Genomic DNA, 16,549 nt, shown 5'->3' with positions numbered 1-16,549 from the left:
AACCGTATGGTTAAATAGGAGGAAACAGAAAGATGACCATGATAATTCGATATCAAACTAAGGACGAACCACTAACTCAAGTTGAACAAATCAGTGATGTACCTAATAATGCTACTATTGTGTGGTTGGATTTTGAAGATGCAACATCCAAAGAAAATGATTTTTTGATTGAAAACTATAATTTTAACTATTTAGAATTAGAAGATGCCATTAAAGGGGTACCACGAGTTAAATATAAATCTTATGATGATTACCAATACATGGTATTTCATAGTATGCATAAAGATAATTTTACTCCTATAGCATTGAACGTATTTCTAGACGGAAAAACATTAATTACTTATCATCAACATCATTTTGAATCATTAATGGAAGTTGTCAAGATGAATGCGCGTAAACATGATCCAGATTTAGATTGTGCTGATATCGTTATACATATCCTTGATATGATGGTAGATAAATATTTTGATTTTGTTTATACCATTGAAGATGAGGTATACAACTTTGAAGATGCACATGTAGATGATACACATAGTAAAAAAGTAATGGATAATGTCTTTCAATTACGTTCTAATCTTATAAAAATAAAACGTGTATTATTCCCAATGCAGGAACTTGTGAATACAATTAAGACTGAAGGTAACTTAATTGTAGATTATAAACATTCAATGTATATTCAACATATTGATGATCATATTATTAAACAAAATAATATTATTAGAACCTCTCAAGAAATGACAAATGAAATTCGAGAAAATTTTGAATCTTATTCTTCTTTTAGAATGAATAGTATTATGCAAGTATTGACACTCGTGTCAGTTATATTTTCTCCTTTAACATTTATAGTAGGCGTATATGGAATGAACTTTGAATATATGCCAGAGTTAAAATGGCATTATGGTTATTTTATTTGTTTAACTATAATGTTACTCATTTCAATTGCATTAATTCTCTTCTTTAAAAAGAAAAAGTGGTTTTAATATAGAACATAGTTTAAGGAAAGTAGGTTGTTACATGAGAGATATCCAAAGAGAGCAAAGAAAAAATGAACATGTAGAAATTGCAATGGCACAACAAGATGTCCCTCAATCAGATTTTGACCGTATGAGGTTTGTACATCATTCAATTCCAAATATCAATGTGAATCAAGTGGATTTAACGAGTCATACTTCAAATTTTGATATGACATTTCCCTTGTACATTAATGCAATGACAGGTGGAAGTGATTGGACTAAGACAATTAATGAAAAGTTAGCAGTCGTTGCTAGAGAAACAGGCTTAGCTATGGCTGTAGGATCTACACATGCAGCTTTAAGAAATCCTAAGATGGCTGAATCATTTAGTATTGTACGTAAAACAAACCCTGAGGGCATTATATTTAGTAATGTAGGCGCAGATGTACCAGTAGATAAAGCTGTTAAAGCAGTTGAATTATTAGACGCACAAGCTTTACAAGTACATGTGAACGCACCACAAGAATTAGTGATGCCAGAAGGGAATAGAGAGTTTTCGACATGGTTAGAAAATGTGGAAGCAATTGTTCAACGCGTGAGTGTACCTGTTATCATTAAAGAAGTAGGATTTGGCATGAGTAAAGAATTACTACAATCTTTAGTAAATATAGGCGTGACGTATGTAGATGTGAGTGGAAAGGGTGGCACTAATTTTGTCACGATAGAAAATGAGCGTCGTTCAAATAAAGACATGGATTACCTTTCAAATTGGGGCCAATCGACTGTAGAATCACTACTTGAAAGTATAAGTTATCAAGATAAACTAAATGTATTTGCAAGTGGTGGATTACGCACACCTTTAGATGCAATTAAAAGTTTAGCTTTAGGTGCAAAAGCTGTTGGCATGTCACGTCCATTTTTAAATCAAGTTGAACATGCTGGTATCACTAGTACCATTGAATATGTAGAATCATTTATAGACCATATGAAATCTATTATGACAATGTTAGATGCTAAAGATATTAATGATTTAAAACAAAGTAAAATTGTTTTTGATAGTAAGTTAATGTCTTGGATAGAACAAAGACATTTAAAAGTTGAACGTGGATAATATTAATCGCTTTTGAAGAAGGATGACCTTTTCAAAAGCGATTTTTTTATTGAATGAGGTGTTACTTCCATGTTTCTTCTGGTAATAGACAATCAGATTTTCTCATTCTAGAGACATATGGATTTCCTTTAACAGTATATCTTAAGTGTTTTTCTGTCCATTCACCTTTATTTGGGATACCTATACGTGCACTTTCTTCAATCTCTCTAGGAAATTTTCTATTCTTTACATCAATAGATAAACGACATTGATTAATTGTTGAACCATCTATTGCTCTAGGAATATTAAATGCTTTAGTCCACTTTCCTGGCCCATTTGTAAGTTCGAAACCAGATTTATTTCGGTTGATTTTCATAGTTTCGATACCATCTTCAGGTTCAACTGCACGTATTAAGACACCTTCTGGGATACCTTCTTCACGTGTTACTAAATTAATAAGTAAATGCGTATGCATAACATGGCCATATATGGTTCCACCACGTTGATATAAAGAAGTGACTTTAGGCGTTTGTTTCCCACCAAATCCATGTGCTGCTTTATCTTTAAAACCTAAATAAGCTTCTGTTTCGACAATATAGCCACTATAAGTTTGTGTATGATCTTGATAACTAATTTTAACGCCTAATAAAGATTTAGCCGTTTCAATTGTTGGTTTATTTACAAAGTCCAATATAAATACCTCTTTCTTTAAATGAATCATTTGGATGCTTGTCTAAATTTTTTAATAATTTTATTATAGTGGAAAATGTTAGAGTTAGAAAATATTAAATACATTGATAGAGAATGAAAAAACATTTAATAGATAGCGTTTACATTTTTAATTTATATAAAACCTATGGAATATTAATTAAAAAAGTGTAACAATATGTATTGATGATAAAGTCAAAGTTTAAAAGTAATAGATGAAATTTAAAGCAGTTTGCTACAATGAAACTAACTTTTCAAAAGTTGGTGAATAAAGAAATGATATATTCAATATTTATTTTTGTATTATCAGGTCTCTGTGAAATTGGTGGAGGCTATCTAATTTGGTTGTGGTTAAGGGAAGGACAATCAAGTTGGTTAGGGTGGATTGGTGGACTAGTGCTTGTCTTATATGGTGTGATTGCTACATTTCAAGTGTTTCCAACCTTTGGACGTGTCTATGCGGCATATGGCGGAGTGTTTATTATAATGAGTATCATATGGTCATTTGTATTTGATAAACAAATTCCAGATAAGTATGATGTCTTAGGTGCTGTTGTATGCATTATTGGCGTATTAATAATGATTTTACCAAATAGAGCCTGATCAAGCGTGTTGAGAGGGAGACGTAAGTAATGATAGTTGAAGTAGAGAAACAAAATCATGGTATAGATTTAATTAAAATAGATAATGACGATACGTATATTGTATTTACAAACTATGGAGCACGAATTGTGTGTTGGAAATATCATGATAATAATATTGTGTTAGGTAATAAAGTAGAAGCGGATGAATTTTACCCTGAAAATCCATATAAATTTGGAGCTACTATTGGACGATATGCAGGACGTATTGAAAATGCTTCTTTTAATTTGAACAATAAATATTATCAATTGGAAGCAAATGAAATGACTAATCAACTTCACGGCGGTAGTAATGGTTTAGACAGACGGTTGTTTGATTATGAAATACAAAATAATATAACAAATATTAAAGTTATATTTAAACTTCAGATACAATCAAAAGAGGATGGTTATCCTGGAGATATGATGATTAAGGTTATACATACATATGATGTTGAACATCGCTGGACGATTGAATATGAAGCAACATCAAATGAAGATACATTATTCAATCCTACAAATCATGTGTACTTTAATCTAAATAGAGATAATAATGTCATTGATAATCACTCTATAATAAGTGAACAATTAAAAATGTATCCTATTGATCAGAACCATCTTATTTCCAGTCAACAGCCTATTGATTTATTAGAACGATTTAATCATCGACCTATTCAATTTCAAGATATTTTTAATTCTGAAGATAAACAAATTAAAGAACAAATATATTTTAATAAAGGTCTCGATCACCCATTTGATATTGGTCATCATCGTCTTATCGTTGAAAATAACGAGTTTGCGTTAGATGTAGAAACAACAATGACTAATATAGTAATTTTTACTTTTAATGATACATCAGAATGGAAGAGTGATTTTAATATTTATAAACCTCATTCAGGTGTAGCGCTAGAAACACAATACTTACCTAATGATATTAATAATGAAGGCAATAAAGCTAAGTCAATTCTAAAAGCTAATGTTCCATTTTATGCGAAGACAATATATCATATTTCAGAAAAATAACTTTATTTTTATTCAGAAACATACCACTATGACATTAAGTGATAGTGGTATGTTTCTATTTATTCATTGCTTTTTCTTTTAATAATTTCAATTTTTCAATACGTTTAGGAGATAAGTAAGGATTATTAATAGCTTTATTTAAACGATCTATATTTTCACGGTCATTATAATAAATATCATTCAAATTTTGAACAGATAAGCGTGTAGGAGATTCAGCAGTTTTAAGGAGTAATAAATGATCTTGTTGCTGCACATAACCTTCTTTTAAAACACGCATATAAAATCCTGTTTTACCTGAGGAAGACATCCGCTTAACTAAATGTTTAATACCATACTTTCTTTGAATCTTCCAGCAAGGTTCACGTATTTCAGAAACTTCTACAATTGCCTCTCCTAATTGATATTGATTTCCAAAATACACATCATTTTCATCAAGGTCAACGAGAGTTAAATTTTCACCAAACATTGCATAATCAGGTAGTATATTAATATCATCTTTATACATTGCATAATTTTTCTTACTAAAACAACAAACAGCTTTGTGTGGACCACCATGGTCCTTATAAGCTTGTTCATCCTCACTGAACCCTGTATAAGATAACCACATTTTTCCAGAAAACATTGTTTTATTTAAAGCAGAATGCATTGGACGTTTTTGATCATAGTTTAAAGTTTCAATTTTACCAGTTGAAATAGCATATACGGGAATCATGTTATGGTCTCCTTTTTTATCATATCTGTTATTTTACTATATTTTTAAAAAGTATAAAAATATCTTTTGATAAATTAAATGAATGTAAAATAGACCTAGGTATTTTAAAAAGGCTAGTGTAAAATAATAAATGAGTATATGAAAAGGAGTTATAGTACCGATGAAGGATGCGAAAGAACTCAAATTAATGACGACAGATGATGCAGTAGCTCAAATCCAAGATAATATGATTCTTGGAATTGGAACAGGAAGTACAATTGAACTATTGATTCCTAAGATTGCAGAGCGTATTCAACAAGATAATTTAAATGTTACAGGTGTATGTACATCTAATAAAAGTGAATTTCTTGCTAAACAATATAATATTAATGTGGTTGATATTAATGATATTACTTATATAGATTTAGCTATTGATGGTGCAGATGAAATTGATTCAGATTTAAACCTTATTAAGGGAGGCGGTGGTGCCTTATTCAGAGAGAAAGTCATTGATGAAATGGCAAGACAATTTATAGTTTTAGCAGACGAAAGTAAAATAGTAAATTACTTAGGTGAAACTTTCAAATTACCTATTGAAGTTGATAAATTTAACTGGTTACTGATATCTAAAAAAATTGAAGCATATAATGATATCTCAGTCGAACGAAGAATGAATGAGGATATACCATTTATTACAGATAATGGGAATTATATTTTAGACTGTGAATTAAAAAGTAAGATAGATCCTTATCAATTACATGAATTTTTAATTCATCTCACAGGTGTGCTAGAAACAGGTTATTTTTTAGATATGACAACACAAGCGATTATTGGCACTCAAGAAGGAATTAAAGTAATTAATAAGAAGTAAAAAAGAGAGGAACATGTTTAAGTTCCTCTCTTTTCTTTTTATTTATTAGATTTATGGATATCATTGATTTCTTCTTTTACATTATCCACTACAGATGAGCGTCTATCTTCTGTATATTTAGAAGATGATTTTAAATGATGATCACCGTCTTGGACTTCAGATTCATTAGTCTGTGTATGAGTCACATTATTTTCTTGTAACGATTGATGTGACGTTTCTTTTTTATCCAATTCACTATTAGATATCTTATTTGAATCATCTGTGTCATCATTTACATGGTCTAAATAATTATTAGGTTCTACTTCATCTAATGATTGGTTTGTTGTTTTATATAAGATAAAGCGAATGACTAAACTTAAAAGAATGAAAATAATACCAACAATTGTAGTACTTAAAGCAATGACTTTCATAGAGAATAAGTCGCCAGTTTCTTCGCTAAATAAGAATACTTGAGCAAATGTCATTGCAGCATGGAATAACATTGCAATATAAATCGTACGACCTTTAGTTGCTCTAATTAATTCACCGACAATCATTGAAAACATAAATGTATATAAGAAGTGATAACCTGCATATTGCATTCCATATGTCGTGTTAATAGTCCAAATAGAATACATTAAACCTACAATGATTGAAGCAAAAAATGTATTGACTTTACTTTCAACAATATTTTGTAAATATGAACGGAATCCAAATTCAGCAAAGAAAGCCATGAAAATATGACCAATCATAATTGTAAATACAGATACTGATAAATCATTGGCTTGTAATAAAATAAAACTATCAGCAAATCTATTGAAACTCATCATTCCAATAATAAAAATAATGAGCGGCAAAATTAACGCAAGTATTATACGTTCAATAACTCTAATATCAATAGAGAAATTCAAACCAGCTAGTTGAGTACGCTTATTTTTAAATGCAATAATACAAATTATTGCAGCAATAAATGGCGCTAAATTATTAATACTAAACACAAAACGTTTAATACCAATAGATGCTTGAAAGTCTCGCAGGATTAAAGACAATGCCATTGTAACAACGAAAAATACAAAAATTGTTAAAGCCCATTGAAATCCTGAAATACGTTTCGTCTTCATGTATGTAACCTCCATTAGGGTAACCATATATATTCTTTTCTTAATATTATACATATTACAAGGGGATAAATAAATTGTCCATTTTAAATATCATTAAAATGTAATAGTATTGAATTATTTTTAAATTTTTGAAACTAATATTTAATGTCTGAATCATAAATTAAAGGGTAAATAATTTAATAAAAATGGGTATTGATTGTATAAAATATGTTATATGATTAAGATAACCTTAAATAATTAGGAGGCATCTAATATTATGTACAGTGAAAGCAATCCAAAACTATGGAAAGGAAGAGTAGATAGTCAAAATGATCCTAAGCAGTTTAAGCATTTTCAGACCGTCACATTTGCTAATTTAGAAAAAATAGAAAATCGTTTTGATAAAGTTGGTGTAGGTTTGTTAGGCTATGCCGTTGATAAAGGGATTGAACTGAATGAAGGAAGAATTGGTGCTAAAAAAGGACCAGACGAAATAAAAAAAGCGTTTGCCCAATTACCTGATTTAAGTGAATGTGAATCTCTTGTTGATTATGGAAATGTAGAATATACAAAAGGTTCTCTAAGTGAAGTTCAAGAAGAAATGGGACATTTGGCTGCTCGAGTTATTCAACAGCATCACCAATCTTTTTTTATTGGTGGAGGACATGATATCGCATACGCACAATACCTAGCAACGAGACACACTTATCCTGATGCTTCTATTGGCATTATTAATATCGATTCACATTTTGAGACGCGTGCTGATGTACAATCTAATTCTGGTACAATGTTCAGACAAATTTTAGAAAAAGATGATAATGTTGATTACTTAGTTTTAGGCTTATCTCAAGGTAGAAATACACGTTCTCTATATGAATATGCTGAAGAAAAAGGAATTATCTATGTATATGCAGATGAAATTTTAAATGATTTGTCTCCAACCATTAAAGATAAGATTGAACGTTTTATTCATCAGCATGAAACGATTATGTTTACAATTAGTATGGACGCCATCGATAGTGCATTTGCACCTGGAGTAAGTGAACCTACTGTCCTCGGATTGAATCCTCATTCTGTATTTAATATAGGTAAACGCGTTATATTAAGTGGAAAGACATCTTCTATTAGTATTGCTGAAGTCAATCCAAATTATGATATTGATCATCGTACTGCTCAACTTGCAGCGAATTTTATTCACCATTTTATAGAGTAGTTATTTTAAAAATTGAAATGAACTTTTAGATAAGAGTAGTCCACCATTCTAAGTAATGGATATCTACTCTTATTTAGTTATAAGAAAAGTTTGATAATTATGATACTATAGACTATACAACATTTTATTGGACTTAGAGAAAGGGAAGTGACATTGATGACAAGTTTTAACGACGTTGTAAAATGGAGACGCATGTTTCATCAATATCCTGAGTTATCAAAATACGAATATAAAACGACGCAACGTATAAAAGATATATTAACTTCATACAATATTAAAATGATTGACATTCCAATGGAAACGGGCCTAGTAGCAGAAATAGGACAAGGAGAAAAATGTATTGCTGTTCGTACTGATATTGATGCGTTACCTATTCAGGAGCAAGTTAGTCAAGACTTTACTTCTACTAATGATGGAGTGATGCATGCTTGTGGACATGATATTCACATGGCTAGTATCTTAGCTATTGCTACCAAGTTAAAAGAAGAAGAAGAACAATTAAATGGAAGAGTAAGGTTTTTATTTCAACCAGCTGAAGAGCTTGGGTATGGTGCTAAAGCCATGGCTAAAACCAATGCATTAGATGATGTACAAGCGATTGTTGGATTTCACAATTATCCAACATTAGATATTGGAGAATTTGCAATTAAATCTGGTCCTATTACGTCTGCTGTAGATCGTTTTGAATTTAAAATTCATGGCAAGGGAGCTCATGCTGCCAAGCCAGAGCAAGGCAATGACCCTGTAATGGCGTTAGGGCAATTAATTACAAGTTTGCAAACAATTATTAGTCGTAATTTATCTGCCTTTGATAGTGCTGTCATTACAATAGGAGAAGTGTCTTCAGGTAATACTTGGAATGTTATTGCAGATAATGCTTATGTTCAAGGCACGGTACGTTCATTCAAACCTGAAGTACAAGATTATATTGAACAACGTATGCATGATATTGCTAAAGGATTAGAACAATTATTTAATATAGAGATTGAATTAATTTATACACGTTTACCAGGCGCAGTTATTAATGACGTAGAGCTTACAAAACATGCTAAAGAAGCGGCAAAAAAAGTAGGATACACAGTAATTGATTTAGAACATCCATATACAATTGGAGAAGATTTTTCTGGTTTATTAGAGCATCATCCAGGTGTGTTTGCATTTATTGGATCGAATAGCGAATATGATTTACATCATCCAAAATACAATCCAGATGAACGTATTTTAGAAAAAACACCTGATTATTTTATAGAACTGATTTATCAATTATTAGCATAATATTTATTAGAAAATTTTAGAATTATGATTTAATTACTACTTAACGTGGTAAACCAATGTTGAGTAATTAAATAGGAGATGATTTTAATGGGTGCACAAGATCCAAGAACTAAATTTAAAGATTCTGATTATAAAAAACAAGAACAAGAAACACCAGGTTATCAATATAAAATGTCACCTAAACCAGATTGTGGTGAAGAATCATATGAAGGTCATGGTCGTTTACAAGATTATAAAATGTTGGTAACTGGTGGCGATTCAGGTATTGGACGTGCAGCAGCAATTGCTTATGCTAAAGAAGGCGCTGATGTAGTTCTTAACTACTTACCAAGTGAAGAACAAGATGCACAAGAAGTTAAAGAAGTCATCGAAAAAACTGGAAGAAAAGCAGTACTTATCCCTGGAGATGTGAGAAATGAGCAGTTTAACTATGATTTAGTAGAACAAGCTTATAATGAATTAGGTGGCTTAGACAACATTACTCTTGTTGCGGGTCATCAACAGTATCATGATGATATTCATGGATTTACAACTGAACAATTTGCTGAAACATTTGAAACAAATGTGTATCCAATTTTTTGGACTGCTCAAGCAGCAACTAAATATTTAAAACCAGGTGCTTCAATTACAACGACATCTTCAGTACAAGGGTATAAACCAGCTGCAATTTTACATGATTATGCCGCTTCTAAAGCAGCAATTATTTCATTAACAAAAAGTCTTTCTGAAGAATTTGGAGATAAAGGTATTAGAGTGAATAGTGTAGCGCCAGGACCATTTTGGTCACCTTTACAAATCAGTGGTGGACAACCTCAATCAGCAATACCAGAATTTGGCCAAGCTACTCCACTAGGCCGTGCAGGTCAACCTGTTGAATGTGTGGGACCATATGTATTATTTGCTTCAGAAGATGGTAGTTATTTAACTGGTCAAGTTCATAGCGTTACTGGTGGTATTCAAATCGACTAATTTAGTTAAACGTTAAGTATACTGGCGAGAGATTTTTAGAAATCTCTCGCTTTTTATTTTATAAAGGAGAATTAAAAATGAAAGGGATTAATCCAAATCAATTATCAGATATTCAAAATTATAAATTATTAAGTGGTTCAGTTATACCTAGACCTATTGCGTTTGTAACATCGGAAGATGAAAAAGGTAATTTAAACGGTGCACCATTTAGCTTTTTCAATGTAGTGAATAATAAGCCACCTATGATAGCAATTGCAGCACAAAGAAGTAATGGTAAGCGTAAAGATACTGCTATAAATATTGAAAAAACAAAAGAATTTGTTGTGCATATTACAGATGAATTCAATATTGAAGATATCAATGAGACGGCTGCACCTTTAAAATACGAAGACAATGAATTAGAACGCACATCATTGACTCTTATCAGTTCATCTATTATACAGACGCCTGCTGTGAAAGAAGCTAATATTCGTTTTGAATGTAAATTAGATCAAATGATTCAATTAGGTACTAAAAATGATGGTGCGGATTTAATTATAGGAGAAGTTGTTATGTATCATATAAATGAAGATGTCTATTTTGAGGATAGTAAAATTGATTTTAATCAGCTTAAACCCGTAGCACGTTTAGCGGGAAATAATTATTCTAAACTCGGAGACACATTTACAATTAAACGTCCAGAATCATAATAATATGAATTTTACATGTAATTGTATTGACGATGATATATGAATCTTGTACCTTTAAATATAAATTCAATTAGTATTAAGGAAAGTAGGTTAAATATGGAAGAAGGGAATAAAGGGCATGCATGGGCACTACTACCTCTTGTGCTATTTATTGCATTATTTTTAGGAATAGGAATCGCTACTGGAGATTTTAGTAATATGCCTTTAAATGTTGCGATAACGATTACTGTGATTGTAGCATTAATGATGAATAGAAAAGAAAAATTTTCAAAAAAGATTGAAATATTTACTCAAGGGGCAGGGCATTCAAATATTGTCCTAATGGTTTTCATCTTTATCTTAGCAGGTGCATTTTCAACTACTGCTGAAAAAATGGGTGGTGTCACGTCTACAGTTAATTTAGGACTATCACTCATACCACAAAATTTTATTATTGTAGGATTGTTTATAATTTGTATGTTTGTCTCTATCTCTATGGGAACCTCAGTTGGAACTATTGCAGCACTTGCACCTGTAGGATTTGGATTTTCTCAGGCAACTGATATTTCAGCTATGTTAGCGATGGGAACAGTAGTAGGCGGTGCGATGTTTGGTGATAATTTATCAATGATATCAGATACCACAATAGCAGCAGTACGTACTCAAAAAACAAAAATGAGCGATAAGTTTAAAGTTAATTTTTGGATTGTTTTACCAGGTGCAATTCTAACAATTATCATTTTATTTTTCTTAACAAATGGTGTACATATTGATCATTCTAAGCAATATGATTATAACTTAGTGAAAGTCATTCCTTATATTTTAGTGCTTGTTTTAGCCGTCATTGGTGTGAATGTTATCGTAGTTTTAATTAGTGGTACTATACTTTCTGGAATCATTGGTCTTATTGATGGTTCTTTCAATTGGAAAGGTTTATTAACTGCTATATCAAAAGGAATTATTGGAATGGAAGATATTGCAATTATAGCTTTACTTATTGGTGGGCTTGTTGGTCTTATTCAACATAATGGCGGTGTAGAATGGTTGCTTAATTTTGTGAAATCGAAAGTGAAATCGAAACGTGGTGCTGAATTTGGTATCGCTAGTCTTGTGAGTGTAGCGGATATCGCTACAGCAAATAACACAATTTCAATTATTATGTCAGGACCATTGGCTAAAAATATTGCCGACGAGTATGAAGTAGATCCTCGTAAATCAGCAAGTCTTCTTGATATTTTTGCTGGATGTTTTCAAGGTCTGTTACCCTATAGCCCTCAACTTATTGCAGCAGCGGGTGTTGCTGGAATATCTCCTTTTAGTATGTTGCCATATTGTATTTATTCAATTTTATTAGGCATTTGTGGAATTCTAGCAATTGTATTTAGATTTCCACGTCTTAAGACGAAATAAATGATATATAACAAGTTAAAATCATCTAAATTTATATTTTTTTTAATTTCTGATAGTTGAAATTTTGGTAGTATTTATAAATGCGTTAAAATATAACTAAGAGTGAAAGTAGGTGAGATGAGTGGCAAAATATAATGTAGAAAATGAACAAGTTGAGATTCATATTGAGCGTTTATTTAAATATTCTCCAGAATTGGTTTATAGTGCTTGGACAGATATAAACTTATTAAAGCAATGGTTTATGACCTCCCAACGAACAAATAAATTATTTGATGCAGATATTCATGAAGGTGGACAATATCGAATAGTAGATGCTCGTAATGGTAAACAAAATGTAATTCAAGGTAAATATGAAGAATTAGTATCCGATGAATACATCAAAATGACTATTGGAATGCCAGAATTAAGCGATAGTCAAGATGTTATTGAAGTAGAATTTGAAGAGCGTGAATCAGGCGGTACGCAAATGTTCTTTTACTATCAATCTATAGTAGAAAAAGAACGTCGTTTAACGGCTTTAGAATATAAACATAAAAAGAAAGAATATCATGATTCTACTGCACATGGTTTAGAATTAATGTTTGATCGAATGAATGAAGTTTTAGATCAATATGTAGAGGACAATGATATGTTACTTTAATTAAAATGAAAAGACCTATTGAGTAAAAGTCAGTTATTACTTAATAGGTCTTTTTATTTATTGTAATTCACCGTTTTCTTTTCGCTCATTATATTTTCTTAGTAGCGTTTCAAAAAAGATATGATAATTAATAAAGCTAGAATAATCTATATCATTGTATAAATAAAATGTATGGCTAGAAACGTAAACATTATAATTTGCCTTTTGTGCTAATGTATTGTCTTTCATGGTTGTAACAGAAATAAAATAACGTTGGCGCAATTGAAGTAAATTAGTAATCTCAGTTAATTGGTGAGTTTCTCCAGATAAAGAAATCACAAAAAATAAGTCATCTTCATTAGAGTAGTTAAGTACCATTTTAATCTCATGTTCATCATGCAATACAATTACATTTTTATGCATAGTTAATAAGATACGTTGTGCTTCTTCAGCTACATTTTTCTGAGCTCGTCCAGTACCATATAAGTATACATTGGTAGCTTTATCAATTTTTTCAGTAATAAGGTTAAAATTTACCCTTTCTAGGTAAGTAAATGTTGTTTCAATTTCTTGTTTAAATTGTTTGATTGAATCGGTAGGAACTTCATGTAAAGATTGACTTTCAAATTTTAAATAAGATTTAAAATCACTATAGCCATCAAAGCCTAATTTACGTGTGAAACGATGAATAGTTGCGTTTGATGCATGTGTATATTGTGATAGTTCTTGTATTTTTAAAGTTTTACATTGTTCTATATGTGTATTAACAAAATGAGCTATATGAAGATCATTGTCATTTAATTTATCAAAGTTAGTATTAACTCTCTCATCTAATAACATATAAACACCTCAAGTTATAATATTGAAAATTTTTTCATCTATAGAAAATATAAACTGATTATACAAAAATATTTCAAAATGAGTCAATATCATTGTATATATGAAAGCGTTTACTATAATAGAATTAAGATATTAAGAAAGCGCTTAAAAAAGTGCAATATCATATGATTAACTATGATATTTAGATTTGGGGGTCAGCATATGAACGCAATAAAACGTTTTGGGAGCGCAATGATAGTTCCAGTATTAATGTTTGCATTCTTCGGGATTATATTGGGGTTTGCAACACTATTTAAAAACCCAACAATAATGGGTGGTTTGGCAGACAGTCACACATTTTGGTTTAAATTTTGGTCAGTCATTGAATCTGGTGGTTGGGTTATCTTTAATCACATGGAAATTGTATTTGTAGTAGGTTTACCAATTTCACTTGCTAAAAAAGCACCAGGTCACGCAGCATTAGCAGCTTTAATGGGTTACTTAATGTTTAATACATTTATCAATACCATTTTAACGCAATGGCCACATACGTTTGGTGCAAACTTACAAAAAGGTGTTGAAAATGTTACAGGTTTAAAAGCAATTGCAGGTATTCCAACATTAGATACTAATATTTTAGGTGGTATCATTATTTCAGCTATTGTAACTTGGATACATAATAGATATTACAGTAAGAAATTACCTGAAATGCTTGGTGTTTTCCAAGGTTTAACATTTGTAGTCACTATTTCATTCTTTGTTATGTTACCTGTAGCAGCCATTACATGTGTAGTGTGGCCAACGATTCAAAGCGGAATTGAATCATTACAACACTTCATTATTGCTTCTGGTTATATAGGCGTATGGTTATACCATTTCTTAGAACGTGTATTAATACCTACTGGACTTCACCATTTTGTTTATGCACCAATTGAAGTAGGTCCAGTTGTAGCAAAAGATGGTTTAAAAGCAGAATGGTTTAGACATTTAAATCAATTTGCCGAAAGTAGCAAACCATTAAAAGATCAATTCCATTATGGTTTCATGCTTCAAGGTAATGGTAAAGTATTTGGCGCAATTGGTATTGCTTTAGCAATGTATTCTACAACACCTAAAGAAAATCGTAAAAAAGTAGCTGCATTATTGATACCTGCTACATTAACTGCTGTTGTAGTTGGTATTACAGAACCATTAGAATTTACATTTTTATTTATTGCACCATTCTTATTTGTTATTCATGCATTATTAGCTGCAACAATGGATACAATCATGTATGGTTTTGGAGTAGTTGGTAATATGGGTGGAGGACTACTTGACTTTATTGCAACAAACTGGATTCCACTTGGACAAAATCACTGGATGACTTATGTAGCTCAAGTTATTATTGGTTTAATTTTCTCAGCAATTTACTTCTTTGTATTTAGATATCTTATTTTAAAATTTGATATTCCATTACCAGGACGTCGTGCTGAAGAAGAAGTGAAACTATTTTCTAAAAAAGATTATAAAGAGAAAAAAGGTGAAGATAGTACAGACACTTCAGGTTTTGAGCCTAGTAATGAATATGAAGAAAAAGCATATTATTATTTAGAAGGTTTAGGTGGAAAAGAAAATATTAAAGATGTGACAAATTGTACAACACGTTTACGCTTAACTGTTAATGACGAATCAAAAGTAGAAGATACTGCATATTTTACACATCAACAAATGTCACATGGACTTGTAAAAAGTGGTAAGAATGTACAAGTAGTTGTAGGGATGACCGTACCACAAGTACGAGAAGCATTTGAACACTTAGTATTTGATGAAAATGACAAAAAATAAGATACTAAAAGGGTCGAAACATTTTGTTTCGACCCTTTAACTATTCTAAGAAATACGTGCATTATGTAATGCGCGAGCTTTATATGTGGCTGATAAAATATCAATATTTCGACAAGCAATAAACTGAATGAGTTTCGAGAATATTTCTGGTTTACAACATACGCTAGCATAATTATTGTTTAATGTATAAGTTAAATCATATTGATTAGAGAAATATGTCATTATATCAATAACTTTATCTTTAATAAAAGCATCTTGTAATCCATCTATACATAAATTAAAGCGTTTAGAAGAAGAATAATATTGTCCAGAATCCAATAAGATGTGTGTATTTCTAGAAGAAAGAATTTGGTAAATAGAAATTTGGTAAAAACTTAAAAAACTAATGAAATAGGGTAATTGTTGTTTAGGCAAGCTGATTTCAAGGGCTGGAGTATTGTTATATTTAATAATGTTGTATTGAAATGATTCGCAAAATTGAACATTTCTGCAAATTTTCATTAATTGTCTTTTAGTCGATCTTGATTGCAAACCTACAATATTTAGAATGTAAGTTTCAAATTTATCTATCCACATGCAAGAACCTCCCAATTCTTAATAATATGTAGTCTTCATGTCATTATCATTCTTAAAATGAAACACGTCGTTCCCATATACAGTCTGATTGTATCACTCTTTATTATGATTATCACTACGACTTTTGAATGAATTTTAATT

The 16,549-nt window shown here is 30.8% G+C and carries 16 protein-coding genes and 1 pseudogene; 12 read left to right on the top strand and 5 right to left on the bottom strand.

What is annotated here, in order from left to right; all coding sequences use genetic code 11:
* The first annotated feature begins 32 nt into the window (after positions 1-32).
* On the top strand, positions 33-980 hold the full coding sequence (corA, locus tag HMPREF2561_RS01945; RefSeq protein ID WP_017174915.1) for a magnesium/cobalt transporter CorA: 948 nt from the start codon (positions 33-35) through the stop codon (positions 978-980).
* A 34-nt stretch (positions 981-1,014) separates the two neighbouring features.
* Entirely contained in the window at positions 1,015-2,064 is a 1,050-nt protein-coding gene (fni, locus tag HMPREF2561_RS01940) for a type 2 isopentenyl-diphosphate Delta-isomerase (protein ID WP_061544284.1), read from the top strand.
* A 61-nt stretch (positions 2,065-2,125) separates the two neighbouring features.
* Here fni and HMPREF2561_RS01935 read toward each other — a convergent pair whose 3' ends face one another.
* The gene (locus HMPREF2561_RS01935; protein ID WP_049382598.1) at positions 2,126-2,734 is read right to left on the bottom strand and encodes a DNA-3-methyladenine glycosylase; all 609 of its coding nucleotides are present in this window, start codon (positions 2,732-2,734) and stop codon (positions 2,126-2,128) included.
* 293 nt (positions 2,735-3,027) lie between these two features.
* Between HMPREF2561_RS01935 and HMPREF2561_RS01930 the strand changes: the two genes are divergently transcribed.
* Both HMPREF2561_RS01930 and HMPREF2561_RS01925 read left to right on the top strand, forming a co-directional pair.
* Entirely contained in the window at positions 3,028-3,354 is a 327-nt protein-coding gene (locus HMPREF2561_RS01930; RefSeq protein ID WP_017174912.1) for a YnfA family protein, read from the top strand.
* A gap of 29 nt (positions 3,355-3,383) precedes the next feature.
* Entirely contained in the window at positions 3,384-4,394 is a 1,011-nt protein-coding gene (locus tag HMPREF2561_RS01925) for an aldose epimerase family protein (RefSeq protein WP_019835635.1), read from the top strand.
* Positions 4,395-4,449: 55 nt separating this feature from the next.
* Here the strand turns inward: HMPREF2561_RS01925 and HMPREF2561_RS01920 are convergent, their stop codons facing one another.
* The gene (locus tag HMPREF2561_RS01920; RefSeq protein ID WP_017174910.1) at positions 4,450-5,106 is read right to left on the bottom strand and encodes an MOSC domain-containing protein; all 657 of its coding nucleotides are present in this window, start codon (positions 5,104-5,106) and stop codon (positions 4,450-4,452) included.
* A gap of 160 nt (positions 5,107-5,266) precedes the next feature.
* Between HMPREF2561_RS01920 and HMPREF2561_RS01915 the strand changes: the two genes are divergently transcribed.
* Entirely contained in the window at positions 5,267-5,956 is a 690-nt protein-coding gene (locus HMPREF2561_RS01915; RefSeq protein WP_048762126.1) for a ribose 5-phosphate isomerase A, read from the top strand.
* 271 nt (positions 5,957-6,227) lie between these two features.
* On the opposite strand, the pseudogene HMPREF2561_RS01910 reads toward HMPREF2561_RS01915, so the two are convergent.
* A pseudogene (locus HMPREF2561_RS01910) lies at positions 6,228-7,056 on the bottom strand (lysostaphin resistance A-like protein); the annotation flags it as partial.
* A gap of 256 nt (positions 7,057-7,312) precedes the next feature.
* On the opposite strand from HMPREF2561_RS01910, the gene hutG reads away from it, so the two are divergent.
* From hutG to HMPREF2561_RS01880, 6 genes are all read left to right on the top strand, one after another.
* Entirely contained in the window at positions 7,313-8,248 is a 936-nt protein-coding gene (gene hutG / locus HMPREF2561_RS01905; RefSeq protein WP_019835632.1) for a formimidoylglutamase, read from the top strand.
* Positions 8,249-8,404: 156 nt separating this feature from the next.
* Positions 8,405-9,523, top strand: coding sequence for an amidohydrolase (locus tag HMPREF2561_RS01900; protein WP_019835631.1), 1,119 nt, complete (start codon positions 8,405-8,407; stop codon positions 9,521-9,523).
* Positions 9,524-9,610: 87 nt separating this feature from the next.
* A complete protein-coding gene (locus tag HMPREF2561_RS01895) occupies positions 9,611-10,492 on the top strand; it encodes an SDR family oxidoreductase (protein WP_017174905.1) in 882 nt (293 codons plus the stop codon).
* Positions 10,493-10,569: 77 nt separating this feature from the next.
* Entirely contained in the window at positions 10,570-11,181 is a 612-nt protein-coding gene (locus tag HMPREF2561_RS01890) for a flavin reductase family protein (RefSeq protein WP_017174904.1), read from the top strand.
* Between the two features lie 96 nt (positions 11,182-11,277).
* Positions 11,278-12,570 carry a Na+/H+ antiporter NhaC family protein gene (locus tag HMPREF2561_RS01885; protein ID WP_017174903.1) on the top strand — a complete coding sequence of 431 codons (1,293 nt, stop codon included), beginning with the start codon at positions 11,278-11,280 and terminating at the stop codon, positions 12,568-12,570.
* Positions 12,571-12,691: 121 nt separating this feature from the next.
* The gene (locus HMPREF2561_RS01880) at positions 12,692-13,210 is read left to right on the top strand and encodes an SRPBCC family protein (RefSeq protein WP_002448616.1); all 519 of its coding nucleotides are present in this window, start codon (positions 12,692-12,694) and stop codon (positions 13,208-13,210) included.
* A gap of 57 nt (positions 13,211-13,267) precedes the next feature.
* On the opposite strand, the gene HMPREF2561_RS01875 is transcribed toward HMPREF2561_RS01880, so the two are convergent.
* A complete protein-coding gene (locus HMPREF2561_RS01875) occupies positions 13,268-14,029 on the bottom strand; it encodes a MurR/RpiR family transcriptional regulator (protein ID WP_048679170.1) in 762 nt (253 codons plus the stop codon).
* A gap of 201 nt (positions 14,030-14,230) precedes the next feature.
* Here HMPREF2561_RS01875 and HMPREF2561_RS01870 point away from each other — a divergent pair, with 201 nt between their 5' ends.
* A complete protein-coding gene (locus tag HMPREF2561_RS01870) occupies positions 14,231-15,832 on the top strand; it encodes an alpha-glucoside-specific PTS transporter subunit IIBC (RefSeq protein WP_017174901.1) in 1,602 nt (533 codons plus the stop codon).
* 45 nt (positions 15,833-15,877) lie between these two features.
* Here HMPREF2561_RS01870 and HMPREF2561_RS01865 read toward each other — a convergent pair whose 3' ends face one another.
* Positions 15,878-16,408 carry a hypothetical protein gene (locus HMPREF2561_RS01865; RefSeq protein ID WP_017174900.1) on the bottom strand — a complete coding sequence of 177 codons (531 nt, stop codon included), beginning with the start codon at positions 16,406-16,408 and terminating at the stop codon, positions 15,878-15,880.
* Positions 16,409-16,549 lie beyond the last annotated feature (141 nt).

This window comes from Staphylococcus sp. HMSC069E10 (assembly GCF_001809205.1).
Lineage (GTDB): Bacteria > Bacillota > Bacilli > Staphylococcales > Staphylococcaceae > Staphylococcus > Staphylococcus hominis.
This window is presented reverse-complemented; position numbering and strand designations above follow the sequence as displayed.

What these genes read in the sequence shown, in the direction of transcription:
- HMPREF2561_RS01920 (WP_017174910.1), bottom strand. Translation starts at nt 5,106, where the DNA reads ATGATTCCCGTATATGCTATTTCAACTGGTAAAATTGAAACTTTAAAC.
- HMPREF2561_RS01870 (WP_017174901.1), top strand. Translation starts at nt 14,231, where the DNA reads ATGAACGCAATAAAACGTTTTGGGAGCGCAATGATAGTTCCAGTATTA.
- fni (WP_061544284.1), top strand. Translation starts at nt 1,015, where the DNA reads ATGAGAGATATCCAAAGAGAGCAAAGAAAAAATGAACATGTAGAAATT.
- corA (WP_017174915.1), top strand. Translation starts at nt 33, where the DNA reads ATGACCATGATAATTCGATATCAAACTAAGGACGAACCACTAACTCAA.
- HMPREF2561_RS01875 (WP_048679170.1), bottom strand. Translation starts at nt 14,029, where the DNA reads ATGTTATTAGATGAGAGAGTTAATACTAACTTTGATAAATTAAATGAC.
- HMPREF2561_RS01915 (WP_048762126.1), top strand. Translation starts at nt 5,267, where the DNA reads ATGAAGGATGCGAAAGAACTCAAATTAATGACGACAGATGATGCAGTA.
- HMPREF2561_RS01885 (WP_017174903.1), top strand. Translation starts at nt 11,278, where the DNA reads ATGGAAGAAGGGAATAAAGGGCATGCATGGGCACTACTACCTCTTGTG.
- HMPREF2561_RS01890 (WP_017174904.1), top strand. Translation starts at nt 10,570, where the DNA reads ATGAAAGGGATTAATCCAAATCAATTATCAGATATTCAAAATTATAAA.
- HMPREF2561_RS01930 (WP_017174912.1), top strand. Translation starts at nt 3,028, where the DNA reads ATGATATATTCAATATTTATTTTTGTATTATCAGGTCTCTGTGAAATT.
- HMPREF2561_RS01925 (WP_019835635.1), top strand. Translation starts at nt 3,384, where the DNA reads ATGATAGTTGAAGTAGAGAAACAAAATCATGGTATAGATTTAATTAAA.
- HMPREF2561_RS01895 (WP_017174905.1), top strand. Translation starts at nt 9,611, where the DNA reads ATGGGTGCACAAGATCCAAGAACTAAATTTAAAGATTCTGATTATAAA.
- HMPREF2561_RS01900 (WP_019835631.1), top strand. Translation starts at nt 8,405, where the DNA reads ATGACAAGTTTTAACGACGTTGTAAAATGGAGACGCATGTTTCATCAA.
- HMPREF2561_RS01865 (WP_017174900.1), bottom strand. Translation starts at nt 16,408, where the DNA reads ATGTGGATAGATAAATTTGAAACTTACATTCTAAATATTGTAGGTTTG.
- hutG (WP_019835632.1), top strand. Translation starts at nt 7,313, where the DNA reads ATGTACAGTGAAAGCAATCCAAAACTATGGAAAGGAAGAGTAGATAGT.